Consider the following 14,716-nt stretch of genomic DNA (forward strand, 5'->3'; position numbering starts at 1 on the left):
CGCGAGGGCTCACGGGATGGCGGGCCACGACTCGGGACCGTCCGAACCCGCCGCGTAGTCGTCAAGCGGCACCTCTCCGTCGCCCCACGCCTTCACCACAGGCGCCATGATGCGCCAGCACTCCTCCGCCGTATCGCCCCGCACCGAAAGCGCGGGATCGCCGTCGAACAGATCAGCCAGCACCTCGCCGTATGCCAGCAGGCTTCCCGGGCCGAACTCGGCCTCCAGCACCGAGCGACTCAGATACTTCGGGTCGCCGGGGCCGTTGGTGTTGAGCTCGAGCCGCATCTGGTCCGGACCGAGCCGGATGCGCAGCCTGGTCGGAAGTGCGGCACCGCGCAGGCCCTTCGGCACGCGTGGCGCGTCGCGGAACGTCAACACAATCTCGTGACGCTGATTTCCGATGGCCTTCCCGGACCGCAGCGTGAACGGCACGCCGGCCCACCGCCAGGTGTCGATCGCGAAGACCACCTGAGCGAGAGTCTCGGTCTTCAGCTTCGGATCCACACCCTTCTCGTCGATGTACGACGGAAGCTCCCGACCCTGGATGCGCCCCTTCGTGTAGCGACCCCGGTGGCTGTTCGCCACAGCGTCGTCGTCCCACACGTGAGTCGCGCGCAAGACGATGCCCTTGGCATCCCTGATGTCCGCGGCGCTCATGGTCGAAGGCGGCTCCATAGCTGTGACGGCGAGCACCTGGAGAAGGTGGCTCTGCAGCATGTCGACGAGCGCACCGGCGTGGTCGTAGTACCCGGCCCTGCCCTCGAGCCCGAGGGTCTCGTCGAACACGATGTCAACCCGGGCGACATGCCGGCCGTTCCAGAGCGGTTCGAAGATGCGGTTGGCGAACCTCAGGCCGAACAGGTTCTGCACCGTCGAATTGCCCAGGAAGTGGTCGATGCGGTGCACCTGGTCCTCGGGCACCAGGCTCGTCAGGCGACGGTTGAGGGCGGCCGCGCTGCGTTTGTCGGTGCCGAAGGGCTTCTCGAGCGCCAGGCGTAGCCCGTCGGGCAGGTCGAGCTCGCCGAGGGCCGAGCACACCTCTTTCGTCACAGCGGGTGGAAGCGCGAAGTACAGCGCTGGCGTGCCATCGGCTCGCTCGAACAGCGAGGCGAGCACATCTGTCTTCGTCACGTCGGCGCTGAAGAACTCGGTGCTCTTCAGCACGGCGTCGACGGCCGGACCCTTGGCGCCCACGGTTGCGAAGGATGCCTCGACGACCCCGCGCCAGTGCTCGGTGTCCCACTCGTGCATGCCAGCGCCGAGGAGTGTGACGCGACGCTTCTCATCCCGCGTGAGCAACTGGCCGAGCGCCGGGAGCAGCAACCGGGACGCCAAGTCGCCGTCTGCGCCCAAGATGATGAGAGTACGTGCCGCCTCAGCCATGTGCTCACGCTACCTGCGAGGATGTGCAAATGGCGCTCGGTATCGAAGACTACGCACTGATCAGCGATTGCCACACCGGCGCCATGGTGGGCACAGACGGCAGCATCGACTGGCTCTGCCTGCCGAGGTACGACTCGGCATCCGTCTTCGGTGCGCTGCTCGGCACACAGGATCATGGCCGCTGGCTGGTCGCGCCGACCGATGCTGAGGCGACCATGGAGCGGCACTATCGCGGGGCATCCTTCGTGTTGGTCACGACCTGGACCACGGCCACGGGCGTCGTCGAGGTGATCGACGCCATGCCGAAGACCGAGGACAGCACGAACGTGGTGCGATGCATCCGTGGCATCTCAGGCGAGGTCGAGATGCAGGTCGATCTGCGCATGCGCTTCGGGTACGCCTCGAGCGTTCCCTGGGTGCGGCAGCTGCGCGACGACGCACATACGCTGCTCGCCGTCGCCGGCCCGGACGCGCTCGTGGTCACCGGCGTGGAGCTGCACGCGGCCGACCATTCGCACGAGGGAACCTTCACGGTTGGCGAAGGCGAAGTGATCGAGCACGTGCTCGCCTGGTATCCGTCGCACAAACCGCAGCCGGGCGCGATCGACGCGGTCGAGCGCATCCGCGAGACCGAGAAGTGGTGGAACGACTGGGCCGCGACCTTCGTGCACCGCGGTGCATACGCCGATGAGGTGCTGAGGTCGCTGCTGGTGCTGCGGGCGCTCACCCACTCCGACACCGGCGGTGTGGCGGCGGCGGCAACGACCTCGCTGCCCGAGGCGTTCGGCGGAACGCGGAACTGGGACTACAGGTACGTCTGGCTGCGGGATGCCTCGCAGACGCTGAGCGCCCTGCTCGGCCACGGATACAGAGACGAGGTCGATCACTGGAGGTGGTGGCTCCTGCGGTCGATCGCCGGCGATCCGGCAGACGTGCAGATCATGTACGGACTGGGCGGCGAGCGCTTCCTTCCCGAGTACGAGATCGACTCGCTACCCGGTTACCACGGCGCATCCCCCGTTCGCATCGGGAATGCAGCCGCGAAGCAGTTCCAGGCGGACGTGATCGGCGAGGTCATGATCGCGCTGCACGACGCACGACTTGCGGGGATCACCGAGACCGACTTCTCGTGGTCTCTCCAGCAAGCGCTGATCGGCAGGCTCAACGAGGTGGAGCACCGGCCGGACCAGGGCATCTGGGAGATCCGTGGCCCCGCCCGGCACTTCACGCACTCCCGGGTGATGGTGTGGGCGGCCTACGATCGGGCCATCCGTGCCGCAGAGGAGTTCGGGCTGGAGGGCGACCTGCAGGACTGGAGACGCCGCAGGGCGACGGTGCGCAACGAGATCGAGCACAAGGGCTTCGATCGGCGTCGCAACACCTTCACCCAGCACTTCGAGACAGCAGAGGTGGATGCCTCCCTGTTGCAGCTCTCGCAGGTGGGCTTCATCGCGCCGGACGACCCACGGATGCTCGGCACGGTCGAGGCGATCGAGAGCGATCTGATGCATCGCGGATTCCTGCTGCGCTACCGTTCGCGAACCGATCTGGACGGCCTGCCACAAGGCGAGTATCCGTTCCTGGCGTGCTCGTTCTGGCTCGTCGAGCAGTACGCACGCTCCGGTCGGCTCGACGCAGCGCATGAGCTCATGCAGCGGGTGTGCGGAGTCGCAGGCGATGTCGGCCTGCTGAGCGAGGAGTACTCGACGGCATCCGGCCGGCAAGCGGGCAACACCCCGCAGGCTCTATCGCACCTGGCTCTGGTGCGTGCGGCGGATGCCATCGCGCGCGCCGAGGGACACGGCGACAGCCTGGTGGGCGGCGGAAGCCCGTCACGGGCGCTCGACACATCGGACGACTAAGGTATTGCGGTGCCCGATCCGCTGATCCCGCCCTTCCGCAACCCGCACGACTACGACCATCGCCACTCCGATGTCTCGGGCGGTTGGCTGCGTGCCGCCGTCTTCGGCGCCATGGACGGTCTCGTGACGAACATCGCGCTCATCGCGGGAATCGCGGCGGCCCAGGCATCCCGCGGAACGATCATCCTCACGGGTCTCGCCGGCCTCGTCGCCGGTGCCTTCTCCATGGCGTTGGGCGAGTACACGTCGGTCACCACTCAGAACGAGCAGGTGGACAAGGAAGCTGCCGTCGAGCGCAAAGCCCTGGATCGCAATCCGGAGGGCGAGATGTACGAGCTATCCGGCACGTTCCAGGAGATGGGGATGTCTGCGGACACCGCACACCGCGCTGCCGCCGAGGTGCACGACAACCCAGACAGGGCATTGCGCGTGCACGTGACGCAGGAGCTCGGCGTCGACCCGGAGGCCAAACCGTCCCCGTGGATCGCTGCGGTCTCATCGTTCGTCATGTTCTCGGTCGGGGCCGTCATCCCGCTGCTGTCGTTCCTGTTCGGTTCGGACGAGCTCGCGCTGGGTCTGGCGATCGGCGGAGTCGGACTTCTGATCGCCGGCGGACTGGCCGCGTACTTCACGGGAAAGGCCTGGTGGCGCGGCGCCGCAAGGCAGCTTCTGTTCGGCGCGATCGCAGTGGCAGCGACCTACGTGGTCGGTCGCCTGCTGGGTGTGCAGGCCGGCTGAGTCCTGCTAGCGTCGGAACATGCTTCGCTCGGGTCTCCTTCTTCTTCACCGCCACGGCGGGGCCTGATCGACGACCGGCCTCCCGTCGTGGAGGTCGGTGCGTGCCGGTCGATCAGACCATGAAGAAGAAGGATGATCATGTCCGGCACCGCTTTTCCCACCATCTCCACTCCGGCAGGCGACGTCCCAACTGACGCCCCGACGTGGAACCGCCAGCGGCATTCGCAGATGCCGTCGCACCGCTACACGGATGTCTACAGCCGCGTTCCGGTGCCGCTCACCGACCGTGCGTGGCCGTCCCGCCGCATCGCACAGGCGCCGCTCTGGGTGCCCGTGGACCTGCGGGACGGCAACCAGGCGCTCGCCGAGCCCATGGATCCGTCGCGCAAGCGCAGGTTCTTCGAACTGCTTGTTGCCATGGGATACAAGGAGATCGAGGTCGGGTACCCGTCCGCCTCGCAGACCGACTTCGATTTCGTCCGCCTCATCGCCGATACCGCCAATGCCGGAGAGCCGATAGCGCTAGATGATGTCACGATCGTGGTGTTCACCCCGGCCAGACGCGAACTGATTGAGCGCACGGTCGAGTCCGTGCGGGGCATCCGCAATCCGGTCGTCATCCACATGTACGCCGCCACCGCGCCCACCTGGCGCGACGTCGTGCTCGGACACGACCGCGCGGCGCTGAAGCGGATCATCCTCGGGGGTGCCGCGGACATCCTGCGGCTCACAGGCGACGGCGCGGGCGTGCGGTACGAGTTCTCCCCCGAGGTGTTCAACCTGACAGAACCGGACTACGCGCTCGAGGTGTGCGACGAGGTGACGCAGTTCTGGGATGCCTCCCCCGAGCGCCCGGTCATCCTGAACCTGCCCGCCACCGTCGAGGTGGCCACGCCGAATGTGTACGCCGACCAGATCGAGTACATGCACCGCAACCTGGCGAGACGCGACGCGGTCATCTTGTCGGTGCATCCGCACAACGACAGAGGAACGGGGATCGCCTGCGCCGAGCTCGCGGTACTGGCCGGGGCGCAGCGAGTCGAGGGCTGCGTCTTCGGCAACGGCGAACGAACGGGCAACGTCGACCTGGCAACCCTTGCACTCAATCTGCACGCGCAGGGAGTCGACCCGATGGTCGACTTCAGCGACATCGACGAGATCAGACGCACCGTCGAGTACTGCACGAGGATGCCCGTGCACGATCGCCACCCCTACGTCGGCGACCTCGTGCACACCGCGTTCAGCGGCACGCACCAGGACGCGATACGCAAGGGCTTCGCCGAGCACAAGGCCCGGGCGGAGGCGAGCGGGCTCTCCGAGCGCGACGTGGAATGGCGCGTGCCGTACCTGCCCATCGACCCCGCCGACATCGGACGCAGTTACGACGCGGTCGTTCGGGTGAATTCGCAGTCGGGCAAGGGCGGGATCGCCTATCTGCTGGAGACGGAGTACGGCCTCTCCCTTCCGCGCCGGCTGCAGATCGACTTCGCGCGCCACGTGCAGCGGCACACTGACGCGACCGGCGACGAGGTCACGGCGCAGCAGCTCTGGCGACTGTTCGAGGATGCCTACCTGCAGGCCACCGGCGGGGCCAGCGGCATCGAGCTGGTCTCGTTCGACGTCAGCGAAGGCGAAGACGGCGACGGTGGACAACGAGAACGCACGCGCATCCGCTTGCGAGTCGACGGCGCGGAACGCGACAGCGAACACGCGGGCGTCGGGCCGGTCGAGGCTCTCGCTCAGGCGCTGGCAGAGCACGGCGTGCACGTCGAGGTGCTCTCGCTGACCCAGGCATCGATGACCGAGGGTGCGTCCAGCGACGCTGTGACGATGCTGGAGTTCCGTGGCGGAGACGGCACGCGCTGGGTCGCCGGGCGTGACAGGTCGGTGCTCAAAGCGACCGCCGCGGCAGTGCTCGCGGCGGCGCGAACCGTGGAGGCGGCGCCAGCGATGGCGTAGCCGCTGCGTGCCGGCTGCGGTCGGCCGGCCGCCCGGACGGGTCCTCGATCGAAGGCCGTCCGGGTGCCGCGCCGATTCGCCCCCGGTGCGCGACGGATGCTATCGTTGTGCTTCGGTTCGGCAGTTTCGATGCAGTCGCACCATGCACCTCTAGCTCAATCGGCAGAGCAACTGACTCTTAATCAGTGGGTTCAGGGTTCAAGTCCCTGGGGGTGCACTCTTTTGTGCCCGACGTCGGCAAGGCGAAGATCCTTGATATTCCGCGGAAGTCGGGCTGTTCACTAGGGTTCGGGAACCTCGCCGGAACGGCGGTTTGCCCGTTACGTTGTTCGTGCTCCTTGGGGCAGGCTCTGAGGGGTAGTGGCCTGTCGCGTCCGGCATGACGTATTTGCCCTGTCGGTGGATGATCCTTTGTGTGTTGTCACCGGGCGCGGCGTGGTCGTGAGTGATCGCTGATAAGGACCCGGCCGGGCTGATGCTGAGGGCCATCCGTAACGTGGCTGCCGAGACTTGCGACCGTGAGGCCACTGTCGATGAGGACGGAGCGGTCATGATCGAGAACCACGAATCGGTGGATGTGTTCCTCGGCGTCGATGTCGGCAAGTCCGCACATCACGCGGTCGCGTTGGGGCGCGACGGGAGTGTGTTGCTGGATCGGCCGCTGCCGAACGACGAGGGCGAGCTGCGGGAGATCATCCGGGGTCTGAGACAGGCCGGGACGGTGCTGCTGGTGGTGGATCAGCCGGCCACCATCGGGGCGCTGCCGGTCGCGGTCGCTCAAGCGGAAGAGATCCTGGTCGGCTATCTGCCGGGGCTGGCGATGCGGCGGATTGCGGATCTGCATGCCGGGCATGCGAAAACCGACCCGAGGGATGCGTTCATCATCGCCCAGGCCGCCCGCACCCTCCCGCACGCGCTGCGCTCGATCAGCGTCGAGGCCGAATCGGTCGCGGAGTTGGGGATGCTCTGCGGGTTCGACGAGGACATCGTCAAGCAGATCAACGCCACCGCCAACCGGCTACGCGGGCTGCTCACCCAGATCCATCCCGGCCTGGAGCGCGTCATCGGGCCCCGTCTGGATCATCCGGCGGTGCTTCAGCTGTTGCAGCGTTACCCGTCTCCGGACGCGTTGGCTGCGGCAGGGAAGGCCCGGATCGGGAACCTGCTGGTCAAGCGGGCGCCGAGGATCGGCCGCGATTTGGCTGAGCAGATCATGACCGCCCTGGGCCAGCAGACGGTGACCGTTGCCGGCACCTCCGCGGCCCGGTTGGTGATCCCACGGCTGGCTGAACAACTGCAGACCCTCCGACGACAGCGAGCCGAGATCGCCGCCGAGGTCGAACGTCTCGTGGAGGCCCACCCTCTTCACCGGGTCCTGACCAGCATGCCCGGAGTCGGGGTCGGGACCTGCGCCAGACTCCTCACCGAAGTCTCGGGACGACACTTCGACACCGCCGCACACCTGGCCGCCTATGCTGGCTTGGCACCGATCACCCGCCGCTCCGGCACCTCGATCCGCGGCGAACGCCCCTCCTCACGCGGGAACCGAGCGCTGAAACGGGCACTGTTCCTCTCCGCGTTCGCGGCCCTGCGCGACCCCGTCTCCCGCGCCTACTACGACCGCAAGATCGCCCAAGGCAAACGACACAACCAAGCCCTCATCGCCCTTGCCCGACGCCGCATCGACGTCCTCTACGCCATGCTCCGCGACGGCGCCCTCTACGACCCCCACCACGCCCTCGCCGCTTGACAACGACATAAGGACACACACTTGATTTGGCGGCGACGTCATCCAATCGGCGTGCAACGTCGTCCAGGTCATCGTCGAAGAGGTCGGCGTATGTGTCCAAGGTCATGGCCGCGGACTTGTGCCCGAGCATCTTCTGAAGGGCCTTGATGTTCGCGCCGGAGCTGACCGCGAGGCTCGCCGCCGTGTGGCGCAGGTCGTGGGGTGTCATGTAGTCGAGCCCTGCTGCCGCCACCGCCGTGCTGAACCAGGAGGGCTGGGTTTCGCGTGTGTGCGGGCGGACGAGGAATCCGCCGCGCGGCCGCTCGAAGACCAGCGCGTCGGGGTCCCGTCCAGCAATCTGTTCCGCCAGTGGTTCGCTGATCAGTTTCGGCATCGGAACCGATCGCCGCTCCCAGCTCTTGGGCGTGCCCAGCACGACATATCCATCGATCTGAGTCGCCGATCGTTCCACACGGATTCGTCGCCTTTTGAAGTCCACGTCGCGCGTGCGTAGCGCGATGGCTTCGCCCCACCGCAACCCCGTGTAGGACAGCAGCATGACAAGTAGCGCGAGGTCGTCGTCGGGCACCTTGGCGACGAGCGCCGCCACCTCGTCGTGGGAGAGGTAGCGCCGGGCCTTCCGGGAGTCCTTGCGCGGAAGGTTGTCGACGCCGCGTGCCGGATTCCTCGGCAGACGTCCGTCCCTCACCGCCGCGTCGAGAATGCCGGCGAGTACCCCTACGGCCCGGATGACGACGGTTCCCGACCTCGGTGTTCCTTCCGGGATTCGTCGCCTACTCGCGTTGATGGCGATACCTTGGCCGACTTGGCGGATCCACTCCTCGACGTCGGAGGGCAGGATCTCGCGGATCGCCACGTTTCCCCAGCGCGGCTCGACATAGACCTTCCACGCGGTCTCAAGGGGTGCGTAGGCGGATGGCTTCAGAGCGTGCGCCTTCTTCGCGAGGAATGGCGCCGCGAGCGTCGTGACCGTCACACGGCCGCGCGAGGGATCGATGAAGTCTCCGGTCACCTTCTTGAGCTCCACGGATGCCAGGTAGAGCTCGGCGTCCCGTTTGGTGCGGAACCCGCGCTTGTCGGTTTGCGAGTGGTCGGGCTTGCGATAACGCACCCGATACCGCCGGCCTGCGGCTGTCTCGTAGGCGCTGATGCTTCCCACGGGCTTCTACTCCCCCTCGAGGTCGCTAACGCGTTTGCTGAGCGCCTGACGGCTTAGGCCGGTGCGGGACGCCAAGGAGTTCCAGCTCTCCCCCACCTCGCGAAGGTGCGCGATCAACTGGTCGCGCTCGTCACGTAGGCGGTCCTCCTCAAGGCGGAGTCGACCGAGGGCCCGCCCAACCTGCCCCAGCCTGCCGAGGGCGTCGGCGCGCGTGCCCCATCTGGCTTCCAGATCGTTCATCGCGGCGGCGGCGTGCCGCTCCGCGGCCTGCCGATCGCGTTCCTCCGCGAGTCGAGCTGCGGCCGCATCGTGTTGTTCTCGCTGCCTCGCATACGAGTCAGCACGTCGCTTCGGTGTGCTCAAAATCCCCCGATTTGCCATGCAACCGGGTTTACCCCGAACCCCTGTCATTGCGGATGCAATGACAGGGACCCACTGAAAGTGCCTGCGTGCATTACCAAATCGTCTATTCCTGGATTCCCTCGACTCTCCTCGTCTCGTATCCCTGTCGTGCTTTGCCTTGATCGATCTGCCCGTCGCTTGTTCCTCGTCGATTCGTCGTCTTGGTTTCGAGGAACGCTTCGCCAACCGATCCTCTGAACGACTTCGCGAACGCTTCGTGCGATTGCAGTTCACGCACCCTCGGGACGGTCGTCGGTAGAATCGCGCCATGGCTACACCGCTCACCCTCGACCGCGAGGCGATCGCGGCGGTCTCTCGATCGCACGGCGTCGCACGGTTGCGTGTGTTTGGTTCGGCGCTGACGGATCGGTTCGATCCCGAGCGCAGCGATGTCGACTTCCTCGTGGACTTCCTGCCGAACAATGACAACCTCTTCCACGATTACTTCGACCTCAAGGACGAGCTGGAGCGAATCGTCGGCCGGCCGGTGGATCTCGTTGATGCGAGCGCGGTACGGAACCCATACTTCAAGGCTTCCGCCTTTGCCAGCGCGCAGGACCTCTATGCGGCCTGAGACCGAAGTCGCCGGTCTCCTCTGGGACGCGGTGGAGTTCGCCCAGAACGCCCGGCTTGCGGTCGGCGATACGCCCCTCGACGAGTACCTTGCTGGAGGTCCGGTGGCCTGGGCCACAGAGAGGCAGATGGAGCTGATCGGCGAAGCACTGAGCAAGCTTCGACGGATCGACCCGGCTCTTGCAGAACGTGTCCCGAATGTCCACCAGATCATCGCGATGCGGAATGTCCTGATCCACGGTTACCTGATCGTGAATGGCCGCGTCGTGTGGCTCGCAGCAACCCAGTTGATTCCGGGGTTGATCCCCATCCTGAAAGCGCTCCTGGCCGAAGTGGATCCCGAGAATTCTGGTAGCGCCGACGAGTAGGGCTACCGCCGGGTAGGCACCCCGTTTGCCCACATTTTGCCCGTTACGTTGTTCGTGCTCCTTGGGGCAGGCTCTGAGGGGTAGTGGCCTGTCGCGTCCGGCATGACGTATTTGCCCTGTCGGTGGATGATCCTTTGTGTGTTGTCACCGGGCGCGGCGTGGTCGTGAGTGATCGCTGATAAGGACCCGGCCGGGCTGATGCTGAGGGCCATCCGTAACGTGGCTGCCGAGACTTGCGACCGTGAGGCCACTGTCGATGAGGACGGAGCGGTCATGATCGAGAACCACGAATCGGTGGATGTGTTCCTCGGCGTCGATGTCGGCAAGTCCGCACATCACGCGGTCGCGTTGGGGCGCGACGGGAGTGTGTTGCTGGATCGGCCGCTGCCGAACGACGAGGGCGAGCTGCGGGAGATCATCCGGGGTCTGAGACAGGCCGGGACGGTGCTGCTGGTGGTGGATCAGCCGGCCACCATCGGGGCGCTGCCGGTCGCGGTCGCTCAAGCGGAAGAGATCCTGGTCGGCTATCTGCCGGGGCTGGCGATGCGGCGGATTGCGGATCTGCATGCCGGGCATGCGAAAACCGACCCGAGGGATGCGTTCATCATCGCCCAGGCCGCCCGCACCCTCCCGCACGCGCTGCGCTCGATCAGCGTCGAGGCCGAATCGGTCGCGGAGTTGGGGATGCTCTGCGGGTTCGACGAGGACATCGTCAAGCAGATCAACGCCACCGCCAACCGGCTACGCGGGCTGCTCACCCAGATCCATCCCGGCCTGGAGCGCGTCATCGGGCCCCGTCTGGATCATCCGGCGGTGCTTCAGCTGTTGCAGCGTTACCCGTCTCCGGACGCGTTGGCTGCGGCAGGGAAGGCCCGGATCGGGAACCTGCTGGTCAAGCGGGCGCCGAGGATCGGCCGCGATTTGGCTGAGCAGATCATGACCGCCCTGGGCCAGCAGACGGTGACCGTTGCCGGCACCTCCGCGGCCCGGTTGGTGATCCCACGGCTGGCTGAACAACTGCAGACCCTCCGACGACAGCGAGCCGAGATCGCCGCCGAGGTCGAACGTCTCGTGGAGGCCCACCCTCTTCACCGGGTCCTGACCAGCATGCCCGGAGTCGGGGTCGGGACCTGCGCCAGACTCCTCACCGAAGTCTCGGGACGACACTTCGACACCGCCGCACACCTGGCCGCCTATGCTGGCTTGGCACCGATCACCCGCCGCTCCGGCACCTCGATCCGCGGCGAACGCCCCTCCTCACGCGGGAACCGAGCGCTGAAACGGGCACTGTTCCTCTCCGCGTTCGCGGCCCTGCGCGACCCCGTCTCCCGCGCCTACTACGACCGCAAGATCGCCCAAGGCAAACGACACAACCAAGCCCTCATCGCCCTTGCCCGACGCCGCATCGACGTCCTCTACGCCATGCTCCGCGACGGCGCCCTCTACGACCCCCACCACGCCCTCGCCGCTTGACAACGACATAAGGACACACACTTGAACGAAAACGCCCCGATTCGTGGTCACCGAACGGAACTCAAAATCATTGATTTTCCGCGGTTTTTCGGCCACGCAACCGTGTCTCAGAACCCTTGATCAGACTTCAAGTCCCTGGGGGTGCACCACATCGTTTTCTTCCCGCGCACGCTCGGATCCTTGTCGTCCCGTGTGACGTTGTGCTGTACTTTCCGGCCGCTCCGATGTTCGTGCTGCCACCTCAGCCCGAGTGCGGCTGCCGTTCGAGTAGTTCCTTCAGGGCGCCGAGATTCTCTTGCATACCGTGCTTGAAGAGACGCTCGGCCGCGGGTCCCAGTAGGCGGGCGAGTCCGGGTAGGCCGGCCGCGCTGATCGCGCCCTCCAACTCAAGGCGCGTGCCTGAGGATGTCGGCTCCACGCGATACCGGTAGGTGAACGGGGTAGGGCCCTCGACCGAGGTGAAGGCGACTTCCTTGCCTTGCGTGTAGCCGATCACCTCCACGACATTGACAACCGGACCGCTGGGAAGGCGACGGTAGACGGAGTAGCGGGTTCCCATTTCGCCGTCTCCGTGTACATGCTCAACGCGTTGAACCGCCGAATACCATCTGGGTGTGCTGGCGAAGTCCGCGACGAAGTCGAAGACGTGTGAGGGGCTTGCCGTGATGCCTAGTTCGAGTGTGAATGTCATTTGGCCCTCGCGGAATGTGCGGATGGTGACGTCGGCGACTGTTCTGCGGCGAGCCTGTTTTCGAGCGCGGTTCCGGCGGGCGAACCGTTCGTGAGTGACAGGAGTACTCGCAGCAGAACCCGCGTGTCGGAGTCGTTCATCGCGCCGTCGATGGCGTCGTAGAGCTGATCTTCGATGGCCCGTACCTGCGCCGACTTCTCTGCTCCAAGTTGGGTTACGGCGAGGCGAACCTGCCTGCGATCGTGCTCGCCGGCATCCCGGTGCACGAGGCCGGCGGCGACGAGTCGGTCGACGATGCGGCTCGGGCTCGTGCCGGTGTCGCACACCAGCATGTCGCCGAGTTGTTTGAGAGCCAGCGGACCGTGATCCTCGAGAATGCGCAGCGCCTCCGATTGGGCGGGCGTGAGGCCGAGCTGAGCCAGAGCGGCGGACAGTTGCCGGTTGCCCTCTCGCTGTGCCGCGAGGATGAGGTAGCGAATCTGTTCGGCGCGCCTCATTTCGCCGCTCCCGCTACTCCAGCGAGGGCGGACGCGAGACGAGCGGCTGCGCCGGGATCGTGGGCCGCGAGTACGGGCATCCCTGGATGACTGGACCTCAACTCGTTCACGAGCCTGGTCGTCTCGTGCAGTCCTGCTCTGTTGCCGACGCCGGGCACGCGGTCGACGGCGAGAAGTTCGGCATCGTAGGTGAGGTCGCCGACGAACAGCATTGCCGGCAGGCCGGCACTACGCAGGAGCAGTGACATCGACCCGGGCGTGTGCCCAGGGGTCGGCAACAGCAGCAGCGAGCCGTCGCCCATGACATCGTGCGCGCTGGTGAAGGGAGCGATGGAGACGTCCCGCAGCGGTTGCGGGGTAACAGGAACCCAGTCGATGCTGGGGATCAGTATGTGTTCGCGCATGAGGCCGTTGACCACAGCGAAACGCTTGTGCACGGAGGCCAGTTCCGCGGAGCCCACCAGCACGCGCGCCGTCTTCGGCAGTTCGCGTAGGCCGCCGATGTGGTCTTGATGGAGGTGCGACAGAATGGCGACCCGAACGTCGGCGATGTCGTACCCGTCGGCCTTCAGCTGCTCGGTGAGTGTGCCCTGCTCGGGGATATCGAAGCTGGCGAGGCGGCGGTAGCTGTGGCCGATGAGTCCGCGGGGGAAGTATTCGCCATCGGTGACCGACCGCCGATCCTGACCCGTGTCGAACAGCACCAGCCCACGCTCGTGCTCGATCACGTACACGTTGATGGGGCGAGGGGCCGTCCAAGTGCGAGACGTGTTCAGCCACCACAGCAGGGGTGTTCCGTTCGTCTCGACGTGTTGTGGCCGAATGCGAACGGTTCCCGTACTGATGACCGAGACCCGGGCGATGCGTTTCATCATCCCCACACTATACATGTCGTGACAGCTAATGTCGCAGCATGTAATGAGCGAAAACAGCCCAGCGGCACCGGTCGGTGCCACGGGCCCTCGATTGCCTGAACCCGCTCCGCGCTGTTGACTCGGACCATGTTCACTCGTGCGGGACGTGATGAAATCCGAGCGGCACTTGTACAGAGGGCGAGGGAGGACCCGGCCGTCGTGGGCGCCGCCTTGGTCGGCTCGGCCGCACGCGACGCCGAGGATGAGTGGTCCGACATCGATCTCGCCCTGCAACTGGCCGCAGACGCCAATGAACGTACCCTGGCAGACGCCTGGACCGGTCATCTCAGCAAGCTCTCCGCCGTCGCCGACACCTTCGACATCTTCGCCAGTGGGGTCCGTTACCGTGTCCATCTCCTCGAGTCGTCGCTGCAGGTCGATGTGTCGTTCTGGCCACGTGACCAGTTCCGCGCCACTGGGGCGCCGTTCCGCCTTCTCTTCGGAACGGCGGGCAATCCGGAGAAAGCCCGGCACCCCGACCTGAAGGGGACGGTCGGAATGGGCTGGCTATGCGCGTTGCATGCCCGGTCGGCCATTGCTCGCGGCAAGGTGTGGCAAGCGGCGATGATGCTCGATCGTCTTCGCGACGAGCTCGTGACCCTCATGTGCATCCGGAGCGGATTGCCCTATTGGGAAGGTCGCGGCGCAGACGAGCTTTCCAGTCATGACCGATCGAACCTCGAACTGAGCAGAGCGGTTCGGGTGAGCCACTCCGCTCTCGACGCAAGTCGATGCACGCTGGTCCGGCTGTTCCTCGACGAGGTCAGCAGACTCGACGGCGCACATGCCGCACGGCTACAGCCGGCCTTCGAACAACTCTCAACACCGCTCCCTACCGCGCAGTAGCAGCGGCGCTCGCCGGCCACGCGCCGGGTAAAAGCAACGTGGAGCCGCTGTTGTCGGAAGCGATCCGATCGTCGGGGCGGCGCGCATGCACCCCGATA

At 66.1% G+C, this 14,716-nt stretch carries 14 protein-coding genes and 1 tRNA gene; 9 read left to right on the forward strand and 6 right to left on the reverse strand.

The genetic code is table 11. The features are described from left to right. Positions 1 to 9: 9 nt before the first annotated feature. Positions 10 to 1,386: a glucose-6-phosphate dehydrogenase gene (locus tag ACO2Q7_RS03725; RefSeq protein ID WP_423354284.1), complete on the reverse strand. Its 1,377-nt coding sequence runs from the start codon at positions 1,384 to 1,386 to the stop codon at positions 10 to 12. A gap of 29 nt (positions 1,387 to 1,415) precedes the next feature. On the opposite strand from ACO2Q7_RS03725, the gene ACO2Q7_RS03730 reads away from it, so the two are divergent. The 5 genes from ACO2Q7_RS03730 (at position 1,416) to ACO2Q7_RS03750 (ending at position 7,695) form a co-directional block, all read left to right on the forward strand. Further along, positions 1,416 to 3,248 (forward strand): glycoside hydrolase family 15 protein, encoded by a 1,833-nt coding sequence (locus tag ACO2Q7_RS03730; protein WP_423354285.1) that lies wholly within the window; start codon positions 1,416 to 1,418, stop codon positions 3,246 to 3,248. Positions 3,249 to 3,257: 9 nt separating this feature from the next. After that, a complete protein-coding gene (locus ACO2Q7_RS03735; RefSeq protein WP_423354286.1) occupies positions 3,258 to 3,986 on the forward strand; it encodes a VIT1/CCC1 transporter family protein in 729 nt (242 codons plus the stop codon). A gap of 138 nt (positions 3,987 to 4,124) precedes the next feature. Next, the gene (locus ACO2Q7_RS03740) at positions 4,125 to 5,945 is read left to right on the forward strand and encodes a 2-isopropylmalate synthase (protein WP_423354287.1); all 1,821 of its coding nucleotides are present in this window, start codon (positions 4,125 to 4,127) and stop codon (positions 5,943 to 5,945) included. Positions 5,946 to 6,089: 144 nt separating this feature from the next. Beyond that, positions 6,090 to 6,162 (forward strand) — tRNA-Lys (locus ACO2Q7_RS03745). Between the two features lie 333 nt (positions 6,163 to 6,495). Next, positions 6,496 to 7,695, forward strand: coding sequence for an IS110 family transposase (locus ACO2Q7_RS03750; RefSeq protein ID WP_423354288.1), 1,200 nt, complete (start codon positions 6,496 to 6,498; stop codon positions 7,693 to 7,695). On the opposite strand, the gene ACO2Q7_RS03755 is transcribed toward ACO2Q7_RS03750, so the two are convergent. Both ACO2Q7_RS03755 and ACO2Q7_RS03760 read right to left on the reverse strand, forming a co-directional pair. Next, entirely contained in the window at positions 7,604 to 8,854 is a 1,251-nt protein-coding gene (locus tag ACO2Q7_RS03755) for a tyrosine-type recombinase/integrase (RefSeq protein WP_423354289.1), read from the reverse strand. The genes ACO2Q7_RS03750 and ACO2Q7_RS03755 overlap by 92 nt on opposite strands. Positions 8,855 to 8,860: 6 nt before the next feature. Continuing rightward, on the reverse strand, positions 8,861 to 9,094 hold the full coding sequence (locus ACO2Q7_RS03760; RefSeq protein ID WP_423354290.1) for a hypothetical protein: 234 nt from the start codon (positions 9,092 to 9,094) through the stop codon (positions 8,861 to 8,863). A 430-nt stretch (positions 9,095 to 9,524) separates the two neighbouring features. Here ACO2Q7_RS03760 and ACO2Q7_RS03765 point away from each other — a divergent pair, with 430 nt between their 5' ends. From ACO2Q7_RS03765 to ACO2Q7_RS03775, 3 genes are all read left to right on the forward strand, one after another. Next, a complete protein-coding gene (locus tag ACO2Q7_RS03765; RefSeq protein ID WP_423354291.1) occupies positions 9,525 to 9,830 on the forward strand; it encodes a nucleotidyltransferase family protein in 306 nt (101 codons plus the stop codon). Continuing rightward, the gene (locus ACO2Q7_RS03770) at positions 9,820 to 10,197 is read left to right on the forward strand and encodes a DUF86 domain-containing protein (protein WP_423354292.1); all 378 of its coding nucleotides are present in this window, start codon (positions 9,820 to 9,822) and stop codon (positions 10,195 to 10,197) included. The genes ACO2Q7_RS03765 and ACO2Q7_RS03770 overlap by 11 nt, the downstream gene beginning before the upstream one ends. Positions 10,198 to 10,470: 273 nt before the next feature. Then, a complete protein-coding gene (locus ACO2Q7_RS03775) occupies positions 10,471 to 11,670 on the forward strand; it encodes an IS110 family transposase (RefSeq protein ID WP_423354288.1) in 1,200 nt (399 codons plus the stop codon). A gap of 241 nt (positions 11,671 to 11,911) precedes the next feature. Here the strand turns inward: ACO2Q7_RS03775 and ACO2Q7_RS03780 are convergent, their stop codons facing one another. Genes ACO2Q7_RS03780 through ACO2Q7_RS03790 form a run of 3 tightly spaced genes read right to left on the reverse strand, consistent with a single transcriptional unit; the run spans position 11,912 to position 13,733 of the window. Then, positions 11,912 to 12,361, reverse strand: a complete 450-nt coding sequence (locus ACO2Q7_RS03780; protein ID WP_423354293.1) for an SRPBCC family protein — start codon at positions 12,359 to 12,361, stop codon at positions 11,912 to 11,914. Beyond that, positions 12,358 to 12,858 carry a MarR family winged helix-turn-helix transcriptional regulator gene (locus tag ACO2Q7_RS03785; protein ID WP_423354294.1) on the reverse strand — a complete coding sequence of 167 codons (501 nt, stop codon included), beginning with the start codon at positions 12,856 to 12,858 and terminating at the stop codon, positions 12,358 to 12,360. The genes ACO2Q7_RS03780 and ACO2Q7_RS03785 overlap by 4 nt, the downstream gene beginning before the upstream one ends. Beyond that, entirely contained in the window at positions 12,855 to 13,733 is an 879-nt protein-coding gene (locus ACO2Q7_RS03790) for an MBL fold metallo-hydrolase (RefSeq protein WP_423354295.1), read from the reverse strand. The genes ACO2Q7_RS03785 and ACO2Q7_RS03790 overlap by 4 nt, the downstream gene beginning before the upstream one ends. A 126-nt stretch (positions 13,734 to 13,859) precedes the next feature. Here ACO2Q7_RS03790 and ACO2Q7_RS03795 point away from each other — a divergent pair, with 126 nt between their 5' ends. Then, positions 13,860 to 14,618 carry a nucleotidyltransferase domain-containing protein gene (locus tag ACO2Q7_RS03795; RefSeq protein WP_423354296.1) on the forward strand — a complete coding sequence of 253 codons (759 nt, stop codon included), beginning with the start codon at positions 13,860 to 13,862 and terminating at the stop codon, positions 14,616 to 14,618. The last annotated feature ends 98 nt before the right edge of the window (positions 14,619 to 14,716 follow it).

The organism is Rathayibacter sp. KR2-224 (assembly GCF_049446075.1).
GTDB lineage: Bacteria > Actinomycetota > Actinomycetes > Actinomycetales > Microbacteriaceae > Humibacter.

Excerpts from the sequence above, each read along its gene's own strand:
- ACO2Q7_RS03795 (WP_423354296.1), top strand. The coding sequence starts at position 13,860 with ATGTTCACTCGTGCGGGACGTGATGAAATCCGAGCGGCACTTGTACAG.
- ACO2Q7_RS03790 (WP_423354295.1), bottom strand. The coding sequence starts at position 13,733 with ATGATGAAACGCATCGCCCGGGTCTCGGTCATCAGTACGGGAACCGTT.
- ACO2Q7_RS03760 (WP_423354290.1), bottom strand. The coding sequence starts at position 9,094 with ATGAACGATCTGGAAGCCAGATGGGGCACGCGCGCCGACGCCCTCGGC.
- ACO2Q7_RS03725 (WP_423354284.1), bottom strand. The coding sequence starts at position 1,386 with ATGGCTGAGGCGGCACGTACTCTCATCATCTTGGGCGCAGACGGCGAC.
- ACO2Q7_RS03775 (WP_423354288.1), top strand. The coding sequence starts at position 10,471 with ATGATCGAGAACCACGAATCGGTGGATGTGTTCCTCGGCGTCGATGTC.
- ACO2Q7_RS03780 (WP_423354293.1), bottom strand. The coding sequence starts at position 12,361 with ATGACATTCACACTCGAACTAGGCATCACGGCAAGCCCCTCACACGTC.
- ACO2Q7_RS03765 (WP_423354291.1), top strand. The coding sequence starts at position 9,525 with ATGGCTACACCGCTCACCCTCGACCGCGAGGCGATCGCGGCGGTCTCT.
- ACO2Q7_RS03750 (WP_423354288.1), top strand. The coding sequence starts at position 6,496 with ATGATCGAGAACCACGAATCGGTGGATGTGTTCCTCGGCGTCGATGTC.
- ACO2Q7_RS03785 (WP_423354294.1), bottom strand. The coding sequence starts at position 12,858 with ATGAGGCGCGCCGAACAGATTCGCTACCTCATCCTCGCGGCACAGCGA.
- ACO2Q7_RS03740 (WP_423354287.1), top strand. The coding sequence starts at position 4,125 with ATGTCCGGCACCGCTTTTCCCACCATCTCCACTCCGGCAGGCGACGTC.
- ACO2Q7_RS03770 (WP_423354292.1), top strand. The coding sequence starts at position 9,820 with ATGCGGCCTGAGACCGAAGTCGCCGGTCTCCTCTGGGACGCGGTGGAG.
- ACO2Q7_RS03730 (WP_423354285.1), top strand. The coding sequence starts at position 1,416 with ATGGCGCTCGGTATCGAAGACTACGCACTGATCAGCGATTGCCACACC.